Annotated in this window: 17 protein-coding genes; 9 read left to right on the top strand and 8 right to left on the bottom strand. The window is 63.5% G+C overall.

Going from position 1 to position 19,993, the window contains the following annotated elements; all coding sequences use genetic code 11:
* Window positions 1–135: 135 nt before the first annotated feature.
* The 5 genes from FKZ61_RS13740 (at window position 136) to FKZ61_RS13720 (ending at window position 6,448) form a co-directional block, all read left to right on the top strand.
* Complete coding sequence (locus FKZ61_RS13740; RefSeq protein ID WP_268252000.1) at window positions 136–675, top strand: ABC transporter substrate-binding protein; 540 nt, start codon at window positions 136–138, stop codon at window positions 673–675.
* Between the two features lie 19 nt (window positions 676–694).
* Entirely contained in the window at window positions 695–3,001 is a 2,307-nt protein-coding gene (locus tag FKZ61_RS13735) for a sensor histidine kinase (RefSeq protein WP_211358557.1), read from the top strand.
* Between the two features lie 115 nt (window positions 3,002–3,116).
* Entirely contained in the window at window positions 3,117–3,860 is a 744-nt protein-coding gene (locus FKZ61_RS13730; protein ID WP_229964254.1) for a hypothetical protein, read from the top strand.
* Window positions 3,861–3,920: 60 nt separating this feature from the next.
* Window positions 3,921–4,370, top strand: coding sequence for a response regulator (locus FKZ61_RS13725; RefSeq protein WP_141610695.1), 450 nt, complete (start codon window positions 3,921–3,923; stop codon window positions 4,368–4,370).
* The gene (locus tag FKZ61_RS13720; protein ID WP_141610694.1) at window positions 4,367–6,448 is read left to right on the top strand and encodes a hybrid sensor histidine kinase/response regulator; all 2,082 of its coding nucleotides are present in this window, start codon (window positions 4,367–4,369) and stop codon (window positions 6,446–6,448) included. Before FKZ61_RS13725 ends, FKZ61_RS13720 begins: the two co-directional genes overlap by 4 nt.
* A gap of 18 nt (window positions 6,449–6,466) precedes the next feature.
* Here FKZ61_RS13720 and FKZ61_RS13715 read toward each other — a convergent pair whose 3' ends face one another.
* From FKZ61_RS13715 to FKZ61_RS13690, 6 genes are all read right to left on the bottom strand, one after another.
* On the bottom strand, window positions 6,467–7,387 hold the full coding sequence (locus tag FKZ61_RS13715) for a Cof-type HAD-IIB family hydrolase (RefSeq protein WP_170199710.1): 921 nt from the start codon (window positions 7,385–7,387) through the stop codon (window positions 6,467–6,469).
* 13 nt (window positions 7,388–7,400) lie between these two features.
* Window positions 7,401–8,261 carry a peptide chain release factor N(5)-glutamine methyltransferase gene (prmC, locus tag FKZ61_RS13710; RefSeq protein WP_141610692.1) on the bottom strand — a complete coding sequence of 287 codons (861 nt, stop codon included), beginning with the start codon at window positions 8,259–8,261 and terminating at the stop codon, window positions 7,401–7,403.
* Between the two features lie 454 nt (window positions 8,262–8,715).
* A complete protein-coding gene (gene prfA, locus FKZ61_RS13705; protein ID WP_141610691.1) occupies window positions 8,716–9,801 on the bottom strand; it encodes a peptide chain release factor 1 in 1,086 nt (361 codons plus the stop codon).
* A 3-nt stretch (window positions 9,802–9,804) separates the two neighbouring features.
* Complete coding sequence (locus tag FKZ61_RS13700; RefSeq protein WP_141610690.1) at window positions 9,805–10,359, bottom strand: phosphoribosyltransferase family protein; 555 nt, start codon at window positions 10,357–10,359, stop codon at window positions 9,805–9,807.
* Window positions 10,360–10,531: 172 nt separating this feature from the next.
* Window positions 10,532–11,431 carry a hypothetical protein gene (locus FKZ61_RS13695; protein ID WP_141610689.1) on the bottom strand — a complete coding sequence of 300 codons (900 nt, stop codon included), beginning with the start codon at window positions 11,429–11,431 and terminating at the stop codon, window positions 10,532–10,534.
* Between the two features lie 521 nt (window positions 11,432–11,952).
* Window positions 11,953–12,372 (bottom strand): hypothetical protein, encoded by a 420-nt coding sequence (locus FKZ61_RS13690; RefSeq protein WP_141610688.1) that lies wholly within the window; start codon window positions 12,370–12,372, stop codon window positions 11,953–11,955.
* 186 nt (window positions 12,373–12,558) lie between these two features.
* Between FKZ61_RS13690 and FKZ61_RS13685 the strand changes: the two genes are divergently transcribed.
* Window positions 12,559–13,128, top strand: a complete 570-nt coding sequence (locus FKZ61_RS13685) for a rhomboid family intramembrane serine protease (RefSeq protein WP_229964253.1) — start codon at window positions 12,559–12,561, stop codon at window positions 13,126–13,128.
* 134 nt (window positions 13,129–13,262) lie between these two features.
* Here the strand turns inward: FKZ61_RS13685 and FKZ61_RS13680 are convergent, their stop codons facing one another.
* Together FKZ61_RS13680 and FKZ61_RS13675 are read right to left on the bottom strand one after the other, a co-directional pair.
* On the bottom strand, window positions 13,263–14,903 hold the full coding sequence (locus FKZ61_RS13680; RefSeq protein ID WP_141610687.1) for a glycoside hydrolase family 3 protein: 1,641 nt from the start codon (window positions 14,901–14,903) through the stop codon (window positions 13,263–13,265).
* A gap of 5 nt (window positions 14,904–14,908) precedes the next feature.
* Window positions 14,909–15,739, bottom strand: coding sequence for an alpha/beta fold hydrolase (locus tag FKZ61_RS13675; protein ID WP_141610686.1), 831 nt, complete (start codon window positions 15,737–15,739; stop codon window positions 14,909–14,911).
* Between the two features lie 446 nt (window positions 15,740–16,185).
* Between FKZ61_RS13675 and FKZ61_RS13670 the strand changes: the two genes are divergently transcribed.
* The 3 genes from FKZ61_RS13670 to FKZ61_RS13660 all read left to right on the top strand — a co-directional run bounded on the left by FKZ61_RS13670 (window position 16,186) and on the right by FKZ61_RS13660 (window position 19,970).
* Window positions 16,186–17,916: a DUF1800 domain-containing protein gene (locus FKZ61_RS13670; protein WP_141610685.1), complete on the top strand. Its 1,731-nt coding sequence runs from the start codon at window positions 16,186–16,188 to the stop codon at window positions 17,914–17,916.
* A 23-nt stretch (window positions 17,917–17,939) separates the two neighbouring features.
* Window positions 17,940–19,346, top strand: coding sequence for a DUF1501 domain-containing protein (locus FKZ61_RS13665; protein WP_141610684.1), 1,407 nt, complete (start codon window positions 17,940–17,942; stop codon window positions 19,344–19,346).
* Window positions 19,347–19,643: 297 nt separating this feature from the next.
* Complete coding sequence (locus FKZ61_RS13660) at window positions 19,644–19,970, top strand: cupin domain-containing protein (protein WP_211358556.1); 327 nt, start codon at window positions 19,644–19,646, stop codon at window positions 19,968–19,970.
* Window positions 19,971–19,993: the final 23 nt, after the last annotated feature.

Here is a 19,993-nt window from a genome sequence, read left to right as displayed (position 1 = left end):
CAATGTGCACCGGAACTGCTCCAGAGCGGTAGTGTGTCGAGTGATGTCCATGCACTACTTCTGGCGCAGTTCCTTCTTTTTCGCAAATCTTGACCTGCGTCTTTTGACTCCGTTGTCAAAAGTCCAATCTATACCATGATGGAAAAAGTTGGCATGCACCCTGATCAATGGCGCGAAGATCCGGATGCGGCCTTTTCGGCCCTGTTTACCGGCCAGGTAGACGTGGCCACAGGTTTTGTCACCACCGAATTGTTGGCAGCCGAGAAAGCGGGATACCAGCTACATGTGATCTACCCCGATGACTACGGCGTCCATTTCAGCACCGACAGCCTGGTCACCACCGACGCTTACCTCGCCGCCAACCGGGAGACAGTGGTACGCTTCCTGCGGGCCACGCTCCGGGGATGGCGCTTCGCCATTGAGAACCCAACGGAAGCGGCCCAGTTGACGGTCCATTACAACCCGGCGGCCGACCCGATGTACGAGCTGAATACCCTGACGGCCAGCCTGCCTTTCATCCATACCGGACAAGATCCGATAGGGATGATGACGATCGAGGAATGGACGGGCATGGTAGATGCCCTGGGCACCTACGAATTTCTCGACCAGACGGTGCCGGACCCTACGGATGTTTTTACCTTGGAGATTCTTCGGGAAATCTATCCGGAACAGTGAAATGTGGCCCGTTGCATCTGTGTTTTCTAATCTAAAACTGGCCCCTAAACTGACCCTGGTCTTCGTCACCTTCGCGTCTGTTCTGCTGGCCGGCGTGGGGTGGCTGGGCTATCTCAGCGGCCGGAGCTCTTTGCAAAACGCCATCAGCGCCGAGTTGGCGGCTGTGGCCCTGGAGAAGCAGGCGGCCCTGGAATCGTGGATGGCCCAGGAGGTGGAGGTTTTGAATGCCCTGGCCCGCTCTCAACCGGTCCAGACACTGACCCACCAAATGCTCACTGGAACAGATCCCGCCACCGTGAGAGAGGCCCACGACCAACTGGTGACCGAACTCCTCCATTGGGTCGAGGAAGCCAACAGCTATCAGGAGCTGATGGTGCTGGACGGATCCACGGGGCGGGTTGTGGCCTCCACCAGCCCGGCTGAGGAAGGAAAGTTTAAGGAGGATCGTCCCTTTTTCCGCAACGGCCTGCAGGGCCCCTTTTTACAGGCACCCTACTATTCCGTTAGCCTCCAGCAGCTGGCTATGACTGCCGGCGCGCCGATTCGGGCGTCCGATGGCGCGGTGTTGGGTGTCCTGGCCGGTCGCCTGAATCTGGCCGCCATGAACGAAATCCTGACCCGGCGTAGCGGCCGCCACGCCACCGACGACGTCTACCTGGTCAACCGGGCCAACTTTTTCGTGAGCCAGCCCCGCTGGATCGACGATCCGGCCGTGTTGCGTCGAGGGATTCATACCCCGGCCGTGCAGCAATGCCTGGCCGGCAACAGTGGACTTTTGCTGGGTACCAATTATCTGGGCGTGCCGGTCCTCAGCGCCTACCGTTGGATGCCGGCCCAGGAGCTCTGCCTGGTCGCCGAGATGGAACAGCGGGAGGCCTACCAGCCCATCTGGGACTTCGGCCACTCCATGCTGCTGATCGGCAGCATCACCTTGTTGGCGGTTTCCGTCATCGCCACCGGTCTCTCCCGCTCCCTCACCCGTCCTATTCAACAGATGCAGGAAGGAGCAGTCCGCTTTGCCCAGGGCGACTTCAGCCTGCGTTTGCCCGTCCGCAGCCGGGATGAACTGGGGCTGCTGGCCCAGGAGTTCAACCGCATGGCCGAGGCCCTCTCGGTCCAACGTATCCAATGGCGTCGTCGGGCGGACCAATTCTTTAACCTTTCCCTGGACATGCTGGCTATCCTTGACTTTGAAGGCCGCTTCCAGGAGCTCAACCCCATGTGGTCCACGACCCTGGGCTTCGAGCTCGAGGAGTTGCACGGTATGCCGGCCCACGCCCTGGTCCACCCCCACGACCGGGAGCGTACCCTGGAAATGGCCAAACGGCTCCGCCAGGGCATGCCGTTACACAACTTTGAGAACCGCTATCTGTGTAAAGATGGTTCCTACAAATGGCTTTTGTGGAGTGCCATCTTCGATGAAGAGGAACGCCTGATCTACGCTGTGGCCCGGGACATCACCGAACGCAAGGCAGCGGAAGAGATGCTCCAGCGTCAGACCGAAGAGCTGCGCCGCTCCAATGCGGACCTGGCCCAATTCGCGTACGTGGCTTCCCACGACCTGCAGGAGCCCCTGCGCATGGTCACCAGCTATCTACAACTGCTGGAACGCCGGTACAAAGACAAGCTGGACGAAGATGCCCGGGAATTTATCGCCTATACTGTGGATGGCGCCACCCGCATGAAGCGCCTGATCAACGACCTGTTGGCCTATTCCCGGGTCGGCACCCGCGGCCGGGAATTCGCCGCCACCGATTGCAACCAGGCCCTTCAACAGGCCATGGCCAACCTGGCCGTGGCCATCGAGGAGAATCAGGCCCAGATCATTGCCGAACCTTTGCCCACCGTCTGGGCTGACCAGGCCCAGTTGGTGCAGCTCTTCCAAAACCTCATCAACAACGCCATCAAGTTCCGCAAGGAAGAGCCGCCACGCATTCACGTCTGGGCTACCCGGCAGCCTAATGGCTGGCGCATTGCTGTCCAGGACAATGGCATCGGCATTGACCCGGCCTATCACGAACGGATCTTCGTCATCTTCCAGCGCCTCCACGCCAAGACCGAGTATCCGGGCACCGGCATTGGCCTGGCCCTATGCAAGCGCATCGTAGAACGGCACGGGGGGCGCATCTGGGTGGAGTCAGAGCCCGGGCAGGGCACCACATTCTTCTTCGAACTGCCGGATCGTCCTGAGGAGGAGGAAGTACCCGCGGGAGATCCGGTGGCCCAGGCTCACCTGGAAGAACTGGCCCGCCACCAGCCAGAGCCCGAGTCGCAAACGAACGGGCGGCAGGATTCTCTGGAAGCCCGGGCCGAGCGCCTGATTTAGGGCAAGTCAACTTGGGACGACGGCCAAGAAGCTCTGGCATCTGTCCCACAGGTTCGATATTCCACAACATTTTCAGATGGTGTATGGGATTTATGACCCCATCGATAGGTGAACGATGGCAACACTGGTGTCATGGCCTCTAACACTTACATCCCTGGCCGCAGGCGCTCTCTACTTGTTCGTCGGCTATCACCTTTCGGCCCGGAAATTAGAGGATCCTCGTGAGCGCCTGGCCTGGCGACTCTTTATGCTCTGGTGGTTTGGCCTGGCCGGCACCACCCTGGTTAGCACTGTGCGCAATCTGCTGCAGCTATTCGGTGTTGCCGATCCAGGACTCAACGGCACTGCAACGTATCTCAACCTGCTACTTGTCTGCGCAGCTGTATGGGGATTGTCCTACTATTTTCTCTATCTTTTTACGGGCAACCCCCGGCTTCTGGTTCCGTCCCTTGTGTTTTACGGGACTGTCTATGTGGTCCTGCTCTACTTGATCACCGCGAACCTGTCAGCCACCCTGGATTCTGGAGGAGCGGCGAATGGTAAATCCAGCCCTGCCTGGGTGCTTCCGGCCCTCCTCCTGCTCATCGGCCCGGTGTTCCTCGGGGCCCTGGGCTATCTGAGCCTGGCCTTTCGGATTCACGATCGGTCTCAGCAGTTTCGGATTGTGCTGGTAAGTGGAAGCATTCTAACCTGGTTCTTGGGATCGTTGCTGGTGATGATGCTCAATGCCAGCGGCGCCATTGGCCTTCGCTTGCTCAGCCAATTCTTGGGGCTGCTGGCAGCGATCGCCGTTACCTGGGCATACTTCCCCCCATTGTGGATACAGCGTTACCTGAACGTGAAGCCGGTTCAACGCTGACGGAATGGCCTGCCTCTATGTCTTTATGTCCCCTCTGAGGACGAAAGGAAGAAATCACCCATGAGTGTCTGGTCGCTCAAACCCATTGACATCCTGCTGGTGGAAGACAACCCGGGTGACGTCCGCTTGACCATGGAAGCCCTCAAAGAAGCCAAAGTTCAGAACCGCCTCAACGTCGCCTGGGACGGGGTGGAGGCCATGGCCTACCTGCGCCAGGAGGCACCCTACACCGGCGTCTCTCGACCGGATCTGATCCTGCTGGATCTCAACCTGCCCAAAAAAGATGGGCGAGAAGTGCTGGCCGAGATCAAACAGGACTCCAGCCTGCGGCGTATCCCGGTGGTCATCCTGACCACTTCCGAGGCAGATGAGGACATCCTGCGCAGTTACGACCTCCACGCCAACTGCTACATCGCCAAGCCGGTGGATTTGGAGCAGTTCATGAAGGTGGTGAAGTCGGTCGAGGATTTCTGGCTAACGATTGTGAAACTTCCCCCGGACGATCAATGATGGTTCAACACACCAACCACATCTTACTCATCGAAGATAACCCAGGCGATGCCCGCCTGATCCAGGAATACCTGCGTATGGCGCCGGCCTTCCCGTCGCGCCTCACCCATCGGGATCGCCTGGAGAAGGCGCTTCAGTTCCTGCAGGAAAGCCCGGTAGACGTTATCCTGCTGGACTTGAACCTGCCCGACAGCCAGGGCTTTGACACTTTTCGCGCCGTCCAAAATCACGCGCCGGACACGCCCATCCTGTTGCTCACCGGGCTGGACGACGAGGAGTTCGCCCTGGAAGCGGTTCGTGCCGGAGCCCAGGACTACCTGGTCAAGGGGCAGGTGGACAGCTCCCTGTTGGTCCGCGCCATACGCTATGCCATCGAGCGGCGCCAGGCCCAGGAAATGGTGCGCCAGCGGAACGCCACGGTCAAGCTCCTGCAGGAGATCGCGGTGGCGGCCAATGAGTCCACGAACGTGGAGCAGGCCCTCCACTTCGCCATGGAACGCATCTGCACCCACATTGGCTGGCCCCTGGCCCACGCCTACATGGCCAACCCGGCCCGGCGCACCATGGATTCCACCGACATCTGGTATATCGCAGGCGAGACCGAACGATTTGCCCCGTTCATCGAGGCCACCCGCCCCCTGTGCGTACGGGCCAGCGATCCGGGAGGGCTGATCCACGCCGTCTACACCACCGGCCAGCCCCTGTGGCTGGAGAATGCCTGCACCGAGCCACTCTTCCAGCGGGCTGCGGCGGCGGCCGCGGCCGGGCTGGGGGCCGGCTTCGCCTTTCCAGCCCTGATCGGCCAGGAGGTGGTGGCCGTGCTGGAGTTCTACACCACAGAGCCACGTCCCACTGACCATCTGCTGATGGAAGTCCTGCTGCATATTGGCGCCCAGTTAGGCCGGGTGGTGGAGCGGGAACGCATCCGGAATCAGGAGCGGCTGGCCACGGTAGGGCAACTGGCCGCAGGCATCGCGCATGACTTTAACAACGTCATGTCGGTGATTGCCCTCTACAGCGAAATGTTGCGCCGTAACCCCCATCACCCCAAGAATCAGCATTACCTGGCTACCATCTCCCAACAGGCGCGCCACGCCACCAACCTGATCAACCAGATCCTGGACTTCAGCCGGCGTTCCGTGATCCACCTGGAGCATATGGACCTGCTGGCCTTGATTCAAAAGGTGGTGGATATGCTCCGGCGCACCCTACCTGAAAACATCCAGGTCCAGCTGGAGCACGAGCCTGGGCCCTTCCTGGTCCATGCCGATGCCACCCGCATCCAGCAGGTCTTGATGAATCTGGCCGTCAATGCCCGGGATGCCATGCCCCACGGGGGGGAACTGCGCTTTTCCCTCAGCCACCGGGCTATCCAGCCGGCCCAGAAGGTACCGGTTGCCGATATGAAGCCCGGCTCGTACGTGCGCCTCTCCGTGGCGGATACAGGCCATGGCATCGATCCCCAACACCTGAGCCACATTTTTGAACCGTTTTTCACCACCAAGGAGCCGGGCAAGGGCGCTGGATTGGGCCTGGCCCAGGTCTATGGGATTGTGAAACAACATCACGGGGAGATTCTGGTGGATAGTCGGGTCGGCCAGGGCACCACCTTCACCCTCTACCTGCCCGAAGTACACCTTGATCCGCCGACACCCAAGGAGGGAGAGCAGGATCGAGAGGCGTTCCGGGGAAGCGAAACACTTCTGGTGGTGGAAGACAATGAAGCGGCCCGCAATGCGCTGGTAGAGCTCCTGGAGGGGCTGGGCTATCGAGTCCTGGTGGCCCGAGACGGAGAGGAGGCCGCGTCTATCTTCGAGGCATCCAGCCGGGAGATCGCCCTCATTGTCTGCGACCTGGTGATGCCCCGCCTGGGCGGGTTGGAGCTGTACACTCGGCTGCGGCAGAACCACCCAGAGCTCAAAATGCTGATTGTCACCGGCTACCCCCTGGGGGCTGGCGACAAGGAAATTCTGGAGACTGGCTTGGTGGAATGGCTCCAAAAGCCGCCCGATGCCGATGAACTGGGACGCCGGATCCGCAAGCTGATTGACAGACAAAGAGTCCCCGACAGGGCATGAGGAGCCCCTCCCGCCGGTTCAGGCCGGATCGGAGCCAGCGGAAAGGGGCGCCAGAATCAGTCGCTCTAGAGCCCGGGCCACCCCATCCTCTGACAGGCTGGGGGCAACCCAGTCGGCCACTGCCCGCACCCCGGGGCTGGCGTTGCCCATGGCCACGGCATAGCCGGCCGCTTCCAGCATGGGGATGTCGTTGTCGCTATCCCCGATGGCCAGCACCCGGGCCGGATCGATCCCCAGGAGCCGGCAGAGCCTGCGCAAGCCCTCGCCCTTGTCTGCCGCCTGGGGCGTCCCCTCCACCAGGCGGGGATGGGTCCGGGTGATGTACAGACCGGGACTCAACGCAGCCTCTAGCTCTGCCACGATTTTATCCTCCTCCTCCGTATCCCCATACCCGCCCTGGCCGTCGTCTGCCACCGCGTCACAGACGATCAGGAATTTCAACGGCATCCATCGCCGGGTCACCGTCTCGTCGGCCAGCAGCGCCGTCAGGCGTTCCTGGTAGGTCCGGGGTGTGCCGAACACGTGGTCATAGAACGCCTCTTCGGGGCCATTCCGGTTCTGAACGATATGGGTCCGGCCCTCCTCATCGCTGAAGTAGAAGGCGGTGACATAGTCGTGTTCGTCGATCCAGGCTGCCGCCCGGCGGGCCAGGGGAAGGGGCATGGCCACCCGGTCCAGCACCCGACCCGTGCGGGGATCGCCGATGACGGCCCCCTGGGTGGTCACCACGGGGGTGGTGATCCGCAGGGGCGCCACGTACTGGCGCACATACTCAAAGGTTCGACCTGTTCCGATGGTCACCGGAATGCCCGCCGCCTGGACCGCGGCGATGGCCTTTTGCACGGCCGGCGCGATGGGGGCAGGCTGATACAGGTCGAGGATGGTGCCATCCAGGTCCAGGATGACCAGGTCGAAAGGTCGATGGGGTGAATGGGCCATGATGACTCCGTCGTCAGATGCGCAGGGTGAGCAGCCGGTCGTGGCCATGGTAATCCTGGCGGATGCCCACGTAGCTGGCGTTCGGGATCAGGCGCTCCACGGCGGCCAGCACGGCCTCTCCCTGATCGTGGCCGATCTCCAGGAAGATCACCCCACCTGGGCGTAGCCGGGAGGGCGCCTGGGCCAGCAGTCGCTCGATGGCATCCAGGCCGGCCTCGCCCGCCTCCAACGCCAGCCGGGGCTCGTACTCCCGGATGCCTGCATCCAGTGTATCGTAGGCGTCCTGGCGGATGTACGGCAGGTTGGCGGCGATGATGTCCACGGCTTCCGGCAGGGGTGCCAGTAGATCCCCCTGCAGGAGGGTGATCTGCCCCCGGGTATCCAACCGCGCCACATTTTGCCGGGCTACGGCCAGGGCATCCGGGCTCAGGTCGATGGCGTAGATCTGGGCTGTGGGGCAGTTGGCGGCCACGGCCACAGCGATGGCGCCGCTTCCCGTCCCCACATCGGCCATGCGCACCCGGGGATCGGGCCGGGTCTGGATGTGATCCAGAACGGCGTCCACCAGGAGTTCGGTCTCGGGCCGGGGGATGAGCACCCGGCGATCTACCACGAATTCCAGGCCATAGAACTCCTTGCGGCCAACGATGTAGGCCACCGGTTCACTGGCCACCCGGCGGGCCACCAGCTCGGTGTAGGCGTTGGCCTGGGCCGCCGACAATTTATAATCATAGTGGGCGAAGAGCCAGCTTCGGTCTACCCCCAACACATGGGCCAGGATCACCTGGGCGTCCAGGTGCGCCGTATCGCTGCCGGCCTCTTCCAGGCGTTGGGTCGCCGAAACGATGGCCCGCCCCACGGTGGTGGAGGGCATCAGGGTCCACACTATCCGTTGCCAGAGGGGCGTGGCGGGGTCGCTGGACTCTGGCCGTGCCTCTGCCGGGGATGAGTCCGGGAGAGGCTGGGTCCCGTTGTGAAGCGTGTTGTGGTCGGAGTCAGCCTGGGGGGAGACTTCTGTCCCCCGCTCGCGCCGTTGCGGGCTCGACCCACGACGAAAACCGTTTGCTGGTCGAACGTTGACCTGCAAGATAGCCAAGACAACCTCCTTGTCGTCTGCACTGCATTGCTATACTGTATCTCTTGTAACAGTATCTCTCGGAACGGCATTTCTCGGAACGGTGTCGTCAATGGCCGTCTGTTATGCCTGGTGATAGGGTACCACCATCCGCGCTGGCGTACCGGGAGGGCGCCTACAGAGCAGCAGGCGCCCGACCCGGATGCGCTTCGCCGGGCCTGGTGGGGGGAAGACCGAGGGTCGGGCTTGCGGTTCATGCAGTTTCAGCGGCGAGGGCCTGCAGGCGTTCGGCCTGCTCGTTTTGAGCCAGTTCGTCGATGAACTCGTCCAGATCGCCGTTCAACACGTCATCCAGGCGGTAGACGGTTTTGTTGATCCGGTGATCGGTGACCCGGCTCTGGGGAAAGTTGTACGTTCGAATTTTCTCGCTGCGATCGCCGGAGCCGATCTGGCTGCGGCGGGCGGCGCCCAGTTCTTCTTCCCGGCGGCGCTGCTCCATGTCGTAGAGCCGGGAACGCAGGATACGCATGGCCTTGATCTTGTTTTGGAGCTGGCTCTTCTCGTCCTGGCACGACACCACGATGCCGGTGGGCAGGTGGGTAATGCGCACGGCGGAGTCGGTGGTGTTGACGCTCTGGCCGCCGGGGCCACTGCTGCGAAAGATGTCGATGCGGATGTCGTTGTCGTGAATCTCGATCTCCACTTCGTCGGCCTCCGGCAGCACGGCCACGGTGGCGGCGCTGGTATGGATGCGCCCCTGGCTTTCCGTGACCGGCACCCGCTGCACTCGATGGACACCGGATTCGTACTTGAGACGGCTGTACGCGCCCTTGCCCTTCACGGCGAAGATCACTTCCTTGAAGCCCCCGATGCCGGTCTCGTTGCTGCTTAGCAGCTCCACCTTGAAGTTGTGGTCCTCCGCCCAGCGGGAGTACATGCGAAAGAGCTCCGCGGCAAAGAGCGCTGCCTCGTCTCCACCGGTGCCGGCCCGGATCTCCACGATGACGTTCTTGTCGTCCCGGGGATCCTTGGGTAGCAGCAGGATCTTGAGCCGCTCTTCCAGGGCTTCCTGTTCGGCCTCCAGGCTCTCAATTTCCTGGGCCGCCAGCTCGGCCAGCTCCGGGTCCTGGTCGTCCAGCAGCATGCGATTCTCCTGGAGCTGCTGTTCAACGTTCTGATAACGTCGGAAGGTCTGGACCAGTTCCTCCAGCTCGCTGCGTTCCTGGGCCAGCTCGTTCAGGCGTTGATAGTCGGCCAGGACCTCTGGATCGGCCATCAGCCGGTTGATTTCGTCGTAGCGTTCGGCTACTTTGGTCAGTTTTTCAATCAGTGCGGACATATCTCACGCGTCTGTAAAGATGGGCAAATGCCCCAGGGCAATGATGTGGGGCCAGTCGCCGTCATTGCCCTCGGTGAAGACGGCCATCTCTGCCACCACCGTGGCTTTGGCCTGTTCCATCAGCGCCCGCAGCCCCCCCAGGGTGCTGCCTGTGCTCACCACGTCGTCCACCAGCACCACCCGCTTTCCCTGCACCAGGGGCAGATCCTTGCCGTCCAGATAGAGCCGCTGGGGCACGCCGGTGGTGATGGTGGTCACTTCGGCTTCCAGGCAGTTGGCCATGTACGGCTTCTTGATCTTGCGGACCACCACATAGGGCAGGCCGCTGTGCACGGAAAGGGCGTGGCCCAAGGGGACGGCCTTGACTTCCGGCACCACCAGGACGTCGGCCCCCGCGGGCATGCGTGCGGCCAGGCTCCTGGCGGCAGTCTCCACCACCTCGGTATCCCCCAACATGTTGAAAATGGCGATGTTCACATTGGGGGCTACCCGGAAGAGGGGCAGGTGCCGGGTGACCTCGCCGATGCGGACGGTGTGGATGCGGCCATCGTAACTCATGAATCACTATCCCCGTACGTGCTGTCTGTGAATGGGTGATCGGTTGGCGATGTGTCTGGAAAACCAGGTTACTGCTTACAAATCTCTTGGACACAAACCCAGGTCGCAGCACAACATTGTACCACAGGGATGAAGCGTCGGGAAACGGACGCTCCGATTCTCCGTCCTTCTGTCACAGGCCATCCTCGTCGTCCACTTCCAACACGGGTTCATAACGGCAGCGACACCCAACAATAGACGTACAGTCCCGATGGGGAAGTTCCGGCACCCGGGCCACCAGGAATTCCTGGCCCCGGAACTGGCGACAGTGCTCACAGGTATGCTCGTCATCTGGCCCCACGATTTCCATCCGGCGCACGTGGTCTCCACCCTTGCAGCGTTGCCAGGTGTCATGGTTTTCCACGTAGAGGATGAGCTGTTGGGCTTTCCAAAAGGTGGCTTCCACCGGATCCAGGCCTGAAGTGGCCAGTTCCTGCTCCACGTGGGCGGGGATTTCCTGGGGAGATAGCCGCCACTGGGCGCCCCACAGGTGTTGCTCCGCCGCATAGAGCTTGAGCCACTCCACCGTCTCCAGGCTCAGCCCTTCCAACAGCCAGTGGTCCAGGAAGAGAATGCGCCGGGTCAGCGCACTGTGGTTGAGCTGGGGCTCTGGCCCGGTCCAATCGGCCTTGCCCAGGGGAAAGCGGGCCTCGTACCGGCGGCGGATCTCCAGCGCCTCGCTCGTGTCTCGGGCTTCCAGCGCCTGGCGAACCTGGGGCAGGATCGCCGCCTTCTCGGCCTCCAGGCGCTCCCGGTAGCGCTGGACGAAGGGCCGCCCCGCCGGCGTGACCCGATACTGATCCAGGGTGTTGGCCTCCAGCCAGCCCTGCTTTTGGAAGAGCTGGATGGTCTCCTGATACGGCCGGGGTAACACCCGGTTCCACCGCTGCTGGTCCGCCGTGGAATGGAGCGGCCGGGTTTCGACGAATTCGGCCAGGAGATGGATCTGGGCATACTCCTGAAGATCGTCGGAGGCGGCCAGCTTTTCGCCATCCAGCGTAGTTCGCCCCCAGAGTCGTTTCAGCAGGTTCATGGTCGTCGCATCCCTCCGGCAACAGGATGTAAATGGTCTGGATGTATGGCGTCGAACGGGGTGGGCAGCTCCCGCCCGGGGGACTGCCATGGCGGCCCCAACTGGCATTGTCTCCCACGGGCAGGTAACGGGCCGCCTTGAATTTGACCCTACTATAGCACAGCCCTTCAGTGGACGTCTATCCGGCGCCAGAGGGTTCAGCGTGTTGGTCCCAGATGGACCGGCACGGCTCACCTACCCGCCCGAAAGCGTCGCTCACAGGTGCAGGGCGGCGAGGACGCGCCCCACGCCGCAACTTCCGGCGCTCCAGTGCGTAATGCAGTGCGTAACAGGGTCAGATGGTTTGGATGCAGAAACGACCAGAGAGCAGCATGGCGCCATGCTGCTCTCTGTCCACAAGGAGGAGGAAGAATCCACCTTAAGATATGTGAACGAATTCACAAGGTCGGTAAGGGTTCATCCAATTTCACGTTCTTTGCGACCGCTTGTTGGACGGTTTGTTGGATGGTCGGGGGCGTGTTCTACGCTCGTTGCTCCCGGCGCAGGTAGGGCAGGGGGGCCAGGGTGCCAGCCAGGCAAAGGGCAAAGATCACGATCAGGAGCAGCCGCCCCACCAGGTGCAGGCCGGCCAGCTCCCCTTGCAGGTAGGCTACCAGCAGGACCAGGGCCAGCAGGCCGTTGGTCACCAGCAGGTGCACCAGGCTGGCCAGGGTGATGATGGGTTCCCGGGCCGCCAACCAGGCATGGAGGCCATAGGTCAGCAAAAGGGCTCCGGTACTCCGCAGGGGCCAGGTTTCGCCCGCCAGGGGAATGCCCCAGTCGCTCAGCACAGCCCGGGGCAGCAACAACAGCGCCAGGCCCAACAGCAGGCCCACCACGGCGCCGTTGATGCGCATGACATTGCGCAGCGGCTGGTACAGATCGTTGAGCGAGTAAGCCAATGTCCCCTCCTTCACACAGCGCGTACCCTGCCCGGGACTCCCGGGGCCATTTCCAAGGGATGCGCCCGCCTTCGCCGGGCAACTGGCCTGCAGCAGGAGACATTTCCCCCGCAGGCCCATGGTTTTGCACAACCTTTCATTCTAGCGCAAAGGAGCGGCGACACCAATCGAGGAGAGGAGTCAAATTTGTCTACCCTACGCCGGACTCTGACCACCCATTTCTGGATTTTGGCCGGCATGGTGGGCGTCCTCTGGCTGTTGGAGCTGGCGGACCTCTTGTTCTGGCGCGGCCACCTGGATGCCCTGGGCATCCGGCCGAGGACCCAGGCCGGCCTGCGCCATCTCTTCATCGCGCCCCTCCTCCACCGTGGGCTGGGGCATCTGATGGCCAATACTGCGCCCCTGGTGGTGCTGGGTTGGCTGGTGCTGTGGCGGGGGATCCGGGCCTTTCTGCTGGTGACCGGAACGGCTGCGCTGGTTAGCGGCCTGGGCATCTGGCTCTTTGGTTCGCCCAATACGATTCACCTGGGCGCCAGCGGCGTCATCTTCGGCTACCTGGGCTTTCTCTTGGGGCAGGGCTACCTGGAACGGCGCGGATGGGCTGTGGCCCTGGCCGTGGGGGTCCTGATCGTCTATGGGGGGATGCTCTGGGGCCTGTTGCCCCTGCGTGCGGGCATCTCGTGGCAGGGGCATCTCTTCGGTTTCGTGGGGGGCGGCATAGCGGCCTACTGGCTGGCAGACCGGGTTGAAGGATGATTCCACAGCAAGAACACCCCCAGAGCGCTCTCTGGGCTTCTTCTGCACCCTCTACGTCTCGGCGGTGATGAACCCCCTTTTTGCGGGCGAGTCAAGGGAGGCCCGGCTTTTCCACCGGGCCCTCCTTTCCCCCTTCAGTCCGCCAGGGGGCGAACGCGTACCTGGGGCAGCCGAACCGGGCAGGTGCCCCGGGCTTCCAGCTCGCCCAGCCACACCTTCACCGCCGCACGTTGGGAGACGGGGGCATCCCCATAGGCGGCCAGGAGGTTGGGCAGGTGGGGCATCTCGTGCAGCACGTAGGGGTTGCCGAACGTGGTGTAGTACACACGGGGATGATCCATGAACAGCGAACGCCAGCGCCAGTATCCCAGGTGCCCCACCAGGTTGCGGATGATCCCCAGCACCATGTAGGGGAGCGCGAGCAGATTGACGAAAGCCACATCGGCCGCGGCCGCCGCGGCCAGCAGCTCATCATCGCCCGGGTTGAGGAGATGGGTTACATGAAAACCTCGCCGGCGCAGCTCCTCGTCAAAGATGGGGAGCTCCGGCTGGGGCATGAACCGGCTGAAGGGACTCACCGCCCCGATGGTCACAGTCAGCACCCGACTTCCAGGCTGGAGATCCGCCGGTGGGCAGCCGTCGCCACGCAGGACGGTGATGCTTTTGTCGGCCATTTCCTGGGCTGCCTGGTGGTGGCGGGCCGTGTCGGCGTCGGACGGCTTCGGCCCAAAGGGATCTCGGTGCAGGTTCAGCCGGGCCTTGAGCTCCAGCACCCGCCGGGCGGCGTCCCACACCCGCTCCTCGGCCAGGCGTCCTTCCTGGACTGCCTGCAACAGCCGCTCATAGTCCTGGAGGGTTTCAGGAAACAGATAGACGTCACAGCCGGCCTGGATGCACCGCACGGCTCGCTCGTCCCCGGGGACGCGCGTGGTCAGGCCGATCATCCCGGAGGCGTCCGAAATGATCACGCCGTCGAATCCCAGCTCTTTGCGCAGCAGATCCTGAAGCAGGTGGGCGCTGAGGGTGGCCGGCGGCGCGGCTTCCGGCTGGTCGGTGAACCCCTGGTAGTCGGGCAGGGAAATGTGGCCGGGCATCACACACATCACGCCGGCGTCAATCACCGCCCGCCAGACCCGGCCGTAGGTCTCCTGCCACTGGGCGAAGGGCAGGTGGTTGACCGTGGTCGCCAGATGTTGGTCCCGGTCATCCATGCCATCGCCGGGGAAGTGCTTGGCAGTGGCGGCCAGCAGCCCGTCGGCCTGCATCCCCTGGATCAGGGCTGTGGCCAGGCGGATCACCCGATCCGGCTGGTCGCTCAGGGCCCGGACGTTGGTGATGGGGTTGTTGAAGTTATAGTTCAGGTCTACCACAGGCGCGAAGGTCCAGTGGATGCCGGCGTGGCGGGCCTCCGCGGCGGTGGCCTGGCCCATCTGCCGCATCAGCGCTTCATCGTCGGCCGCGCCGGCCGCCATCATCCAGGGGAATTGGGTGCCGTCGGTCAGGGCGTTGGCCCCGTGCTCCAGATCCCCAGCCACCAGGAGCGGGATCGGAGATCGCTCCTGCAGGCGCTGCATCTGCTCCCGCAACTCCGGACTGGAGACGTGGCGCACGGTCAACGCGCCCAGGGGCACCCGGTCCAGCAGCGCCAGCCACTCGTCGGTGGTGAAACGGGGATGGGAGGCGCACAGCAGTTGCCCCACACACTGGGAGAGCGTCATCGATTGCAGGGTGGAATCCACCCACTGTTGTTGTTCAGCCGTCAACGGAACCAGCATGGCAGTCACCCCCTCGCGCCTTGGGTCACCTGGGCCAGGAAGTTGCGCACGGCCTCCATGTACGGGCCAAACTGTTCCCGACGGATGTTGTGCCCGGCCCCGGGGATGTGGACCACCTGAAGTTGGGGGATCAAGGCCTGCATCTGGGCGGCGCGCTCCGCCGTCACCATGGCGCCCAGCTCGGGGTCTGCCGTCAACAAGAGGGCCGGGCAGGTGATGCTGCGTAAGATCTGGTCCCAATCCATCCCAGTGGCTCCTCCACGATTCAAGGCCTTGAGGTTGAAGCGCAGCTTGGCGTCGACCCAGGGCCCCAGCTCGGCCTCGGGCCAGGTGGGCATGTTGGTCCGGGCATAGTCCAGCAGGGCCTCCCGGGACATGCCTTTCAGCTTGACCATGCGGTCGTGCCACTGGCGTCGCCGTTCCTGGGCCTCGGCAGAATTGTCCTCCATGTAATTGCGTGCCCCACTGTCTTCCACCAGGATGGCCCCGGGCAGCTCCGGATACAGCCCAGCCAATGCCATGGCCGTCGACCCGCCCATGGAATGACCCAGCACCGCCGGTTTGTGGAGGCCAAGGCCGGTGATGACGCCGGCCAGGTCGGCCGCCATGTGGGCCGGCGTGTAGCCCTCGTCCGGCGCATCGGAGCGGCCATGCCCGCGGGCATCCACCATGATCACGTCGTAGTCCGCCTGCAGGATCTCCGCCACCGGCGTCCAGCACAGGCCGTCATCGGAAAAGCCGTGGGCCAGCACCACCGGCGGCTTATCCCCGCCCGTGCGGGTGTAATGGATACGAATGCCGTTGCTTTCGATGGTGTCCGCATGCCATTGAGCCATTTTGTCTGTTCTCCTCACTTGTCTGTGACAAAAGCAACTTGTGTAACAAAAGCATTGCCGAAGCGCAGAGGACCCAGGGAAACGCGGAAATTTTCCCCTGTCTCTGGGGTGTTGCCCTCTTGGGGCGGGCGCGCCTGGATGAAGACGGGTACGTCAGATGGCCGGCAGACCCTACGACCGATGACGGTTGTCTTGCCTGCCTGGATGGGCCATCATGGGCAGGTGGTGGATCCACGGCTATGCTTCTTCGCCCATGATGCCGGTGGGCCGTGGTGTGGACGGCAGGTTGTAGTAGCCTGGGAGCAGTGCAAGCGGTGGGTCCAGCAACTGGATCCTATGCTAGTATAGCTGACCGAAATCGGCAAGTGCTTGAAAGGTTGCTCGAACCGTCAAGGGCTTGGAAATCAAGGCTTGAGTGTATTGCACGCAGACCCCAGGAGGAGTTCATGCCCGACTCGGCTTCCCCCCTTGAAGCCCCTCGAATCACGCAACCGGAGCATGCCAGACGGCTGAACCGACGTGGGCTGCTGCGGGGGGGTGGCGCCATCGCCGGCAGCGCCCTGGCCGCTTCCCTGGTCCAGACGTCGCCCGTAGCGGCCCAGCCGGCCTCCGGTGAACCGCCGCCCGCCATGCGCTCTCCCCGCAACCCTGTCTTCGCAGCGGCCGCCGGCGTACCTTCCCTGCCGCCGCTGCCCGTCATCGTCTTCAACCGCATGGCCTTCGGCCCCCGCCCCGAGGATTGGCAGGCGTTCCAGTCCCTGGGCGACACGCCGGAAAGTCGTCTGGAAGCCTACGTGGAGCAGCAGCTGGCCCCCGAGACCATCGACGACAGCGAATGCGAAGCCCGCCTGGCCTCCTACGGTTTCACCGCCCTGGACAAATCCCTGGCCCAACTCTGGGCCGACCACGTCCAGGGCGACCAGGACCGCTACCTGCCGGCTTGGGAAGTGGAACGAGCCACCTTCATCCGGGCCGTCTACAGCAAACGCCAGCTGGTGGAAGTCCTGGCCGACCACTGGCACAACCACTTCAACGTCTACGGCTTCGACTATTGGATCGCCCCCGTCTTCGTCCACTATGACCGGGATGTCATCCGGGGCCACATGCTGGGCAACTTCCGCCAGATGCTGGAAGCCGTGGCCCAGAGCCCGGCCATGCTCTTCTACCTGGACAACCAGTCCAACAGCGGCGGCAGCCCCAACGAAAACTACGCCCGGGAGCTCTTCGAGCTCCACACCATGGGGGCGGAAAACTACCTGGGCGTGCGCAGCCCAGAGGACCCGGCCCTGGTGGACGGCAACGGCAACCGGGTCGGCTACATCGACGCCGACGTCTACGGTGCCACCACCTGCTTCACCGGCTGGCAGGTGAACATGGACACCGGCCTCTTCGAGTTCGACTCCTCCCGCCACTTTCCCTACCAGAAGTTTGTCCTGGGCAAGATCATCCCGGACAACCAGGGCATCAAAGACGGCCACGACGTCCTGGACCTGCTGGCCAGCCACCCTGGCACGGCCCGCCACGTCTGTCGGCGCCTCTGCCGCCGCCTGATCGCCGACCACCCACCCGAGAGCGTGGTCCAGGCCGCGGCCGACGTCTTCCTGGCCCACAAGGATGCGCCCGACCAGCTCAAGCGGGTGGTGCGCACCATCCTGCTTTCCGACGAGTTCCGCACCACCTGGGGACAAAAGGTCAAGCGGCCCTTCGAGTACGTGGTGGCCATGCTGCGGGCCACCCAGGCGGACTTCGAGCCCACCGACAGCTTCCTCTGGAACTTCGGCAACTCCGGCCAGCGGCTCTTCCGCTGGCATCCGCCCGACGGCTACCCGGACTTCAAGGAGGCCTGGTCCAGCACCATGCCCATGCTGCAACGCTGGCGGCGCTGTAACTGGCTCTTGGGCTGGACCTACGGCGGCGACGGCCCCAACAAGGATGACTACCGCCTGCAGCCCGAAACCCAAATGCCGGCCAGCAAGAAAACGCCCAACGAGATCGTGGACTACTGGAGCAATCGCATTCTGGGCCGGACCCTGCCAGCAGACGAACGGCAGCCCATCGTCGAGTTCATGGCCCACGGCCGCAACCCGGACTACGAGCTACCGGCCGACCAGATCCAGGAACGGCTACGCTACATGGTGGGCCTGATCCTGATGTCCCCTTCATTTCACTGGCGCTGACCGCCAAAGGAGCCTGATAGAGCATGTTCAAAGTCAGCCGACGAGGCTTTCTCGTGGGGTGTTCCACCGCCATCGCCGCCATGACCGGCGGCATCAGTTTCACCGCCTTCGGTAGCGCCGAGGACGAGCCCAACCAGGACATCCTGCTGGTGATCTTTCTGCGGGGAGGATGTGATGGCCTGAGCGTGGTCATGCCCATTGCCGGGGACGACCGGGGTTACTACGAGGACCAACGGCGGGAAATTGCCATCCCGGCCAGCGGCACCAATGCCGCCCTCAACCTGGATGACTTCTTCGGCCTTCATCCGGCGGCTGCCCACCTCCACGAACTCTTCCAGGAGCAGCGGCTGGCCATCGTCCACGCGGCCGGCCTGACCAGCGACACCCGCAGCCATTTCGATGCCATGCAGTACATGGAGCTGGGCACGCCCGGCAGCAAGAGCGCCACCACCGGCTGGCTCACCCGCCACCTCCAGACCGCCGGCAACCTGCCTTCGGAGATCATCCTGCCGGCCCTGGCCGTGGGCAACCTGCAACCCACCTCCCTGGCCGGCAGCAACGAATCCATTGGCATGAACAGCCCAGACGACTTCTCCTTCGGCGGCCACTGGCGCTACGGCAGTTGGATGCGCCAGGCCCTGCGAGACATGTACGCGGGTGGCACCTGGCTGCACCAGGCCGGCCTCCAGACCCTCAACGCGGTGGACGTCATCGAGTGGGCCAGCCCGGACGAGTACACGCCGGGTAACGGCGCCGCCTATCCCGACACCGAGTTCGGCCGCAACCTGCAGAGCGTGGCCCAGATGATCAAGATGCAGCTCGGGCTGCGAGTGGCCACGGTGGACCTGGGGGGGTGGGATACCCACGAGTACCAGGGGGATGAGGGCGGCGGCTACTTTGCCTCGCAGCTGGGGCAGCTTTCCCAGGGGCTGGCCGCGCTCTACACCGACCTGAGCAACGTCAACGGCACGGACCACACCCGGCGGCTCACCATGGTGGTCATGAGCGAATTCGGCCGCAGCTTCCGGGCCAACGAAAGCCGGGGCACCGACCATGGCCACGGCAACGTGATGCTGGTCCTGGGCGGCCAGGTCAACGGCGGCAGGGTCTACGGCCAATGGCCCGGCCTCCACACCGACCAGCTCTACGACCGCCGGGATTTGGAGATCACCACCGACTACCGCCGGGTGCTCAGCGAACTCCTCATTCGGCGGCTGGGCAACCCCAACCTGGGTACCATCTTCCCCGGCTACACCGACTACCAGCCCCTGGGCATCGTCCAGGGGACCGATCTGACGCCCATTTACGATCAGGCCGGGCCGACCCCTACACCCCAGGCGACGCCCGCCCCTCAACCTTCCCCAACGGCCGACCCCGGCGGCAGCAGCGATACCAGCCGACAGGTCTTCATCCCCCTGGTCAGCCGATAGCCAGCAGGTGCGGTATCCATACCGCACGGGTGCTGTCCCGTCTGGAAACGGGACCTACGGCCTCGGTGATGCGAGGGAAATGGCACCGGGGACCCCGGCGGCCGCAGCACGTTGGGCCCCAAAAAAATCCGGGACGCACCCGGGCCATTGGGATGCGTTGCCCGCCATCCCGATCCATAGTACACTGATCCGGCCCACGACTGCGGCCGCGGCCGGATGGCCGCACGGCGTCAACGTATCACCTGCATACCCATATAACTCAGCATATTCACATCCTCAATGGAAAAGGAGAGCGCCATGTACTTTTTCACGCCCGAAGAGCGGGAAAGCAAGGAACTCTTCGCCGGGATCACCGCCCGGACCTTCTGGGGGGAGAAGATGCTCCTCTCCCTGGTGGATCTGCCAGCCCACTCGGTGGTGCCGCCCCACAGCCATCCCCACGAACAGGCCGGCATTGTGCTGGAAGGGGAGCTGACCTTCACCGTCGGCGGGGAGACCCGGACCCTGCGCCCGGGTGACATGTACGTCATCCCCGGCGGGGTGGAACACACCGTGGTGGCCGGTGACCAAGACGCCCGCGCGCTGGACGTCTTCAGCCCCGTGCGAGAGGATTACAAGTATTGAGGGGTATTTCACCACAGAGATGG

It is taken from the genome of Litorilinea aerophila (assembly GCF_006569185.2).
Taxonomy (GTDB): domain Bacteria; phylum Chloroflexota; class Anaerolineae; order Caldilineales; family Caldilineaceae; genus Litorilinea; species Litorilinea aerophila.
Note: the sequence above shows the minus strand (reverse complement) of the source record. Positions and strands in the feature narration are given on the sequence as shown.

What these genes read in the sequence shown, in the direction of transcription:
- FKZ61_RS13740 (WP_268252000.1), top strand. Translation starts at nt 136, where the DNA reads ATGATGGAAAAAGTTGGCATGCACCCTGATCAATGGCGCGAAGATCCG.
- FKZ61_RS13730 (WP_229964254.1), top strand. Translation starts at nt 3,117, where the DNA reads ATGGCAACACTGGTGTCATGGCCTCTAACACTTACATCCCTGGCCGCA.
- FKZ61_RS13725 (WP_141610695.1), top strand. Translation starts at nt 3,921, where the DNA reads ATGAGTGTCTGGTCGCTCAAACCCATTGACATCCTGCTGGTGGAAGAC.
- FKZ61_RS13720 (WP_141610694.1), top strand. Translation starts at nt 4,367, where the DNA reads ATGATGGTTCAACACACCAACCACATCTTACTCATCGAAGATAACCCA.
- FKZ61_RS13715 (WP_170199710.1), bottom strand. Translation starts at nt 7,387, where the DNA reads ATGGCCCATTCACCCCATCGACCTTTCGACCTGGTCATCCTGGACCTG.
- prmC (WP_141610692.1), bottom strand. Translation starts at nt 8,261, where the DNA reads ATGCCCTCCACCACCGTGGGGCGGGCCATCGTTTCGGCGACCCAACGC.
- prfA (WP_141610691.1), bottom strand. Translation starts at nt 9,801, where the DNA reads ATGTCCGCACTGATTGAAAAACTGACCAAAGTAGCCGAACGCTACGAC.
- FKZ61_RS13700 (WP_141610690.1), bottom strand. Translation starts at nt 10,359, where the DNA reads ATGAGTTACGATGGCCGCATCCACACCGTCCGCATCGGCGAGGTCACC.
- FKZ61_RS13695 (WP_141610689.1), bottom strand. Translation starts at nt 11,431, where the DNA reads ATGAACCTGCTGAAACGACTCTGGGGGCGAACTACGCTGGATGGCGAA.
- FKZ61_RS13680 (WP_141610687.1), bottom strand. Translation starts at nt 14,903, where the DNA reads ATGCTGGTTCCGTTGACGGCTGAACAACAACAGTGGGTGGATTCCACC.
- FKZ61_RS13675 (WP_141610686.1), bottom strand. Translation starts at nt 15,739, where the DNA reads ATGGCTCAATGGCATGCGGACACCATCGAAAGCAACGGCATTCGTATC.
- FKZ61_RS13670 (WP_141610685.1), top strand. Translation starts at nt 16,186, where the DNA reads ATGCCCGACTCGGCTTCCCCCCTTGAAGCCCCTCGAATCACGCAACCG.
- FKZ61_RS13665 (WP_141610684.1), top strand. Translation starts at nt 17,940, where the DNA reads ATGTTCAAAGTCAGCCGACGAGGCTTTCTCGTGGGGTGTTCCACCGCC.
- FKZ61_RS13660 (WP_211358556.1), top strand. Translation starts at nt 19,644, where the DNA reads ATGTACTTTTTCACGCCCGAAGAGCGGGAAAGCAAGGAACTCTTCGCC.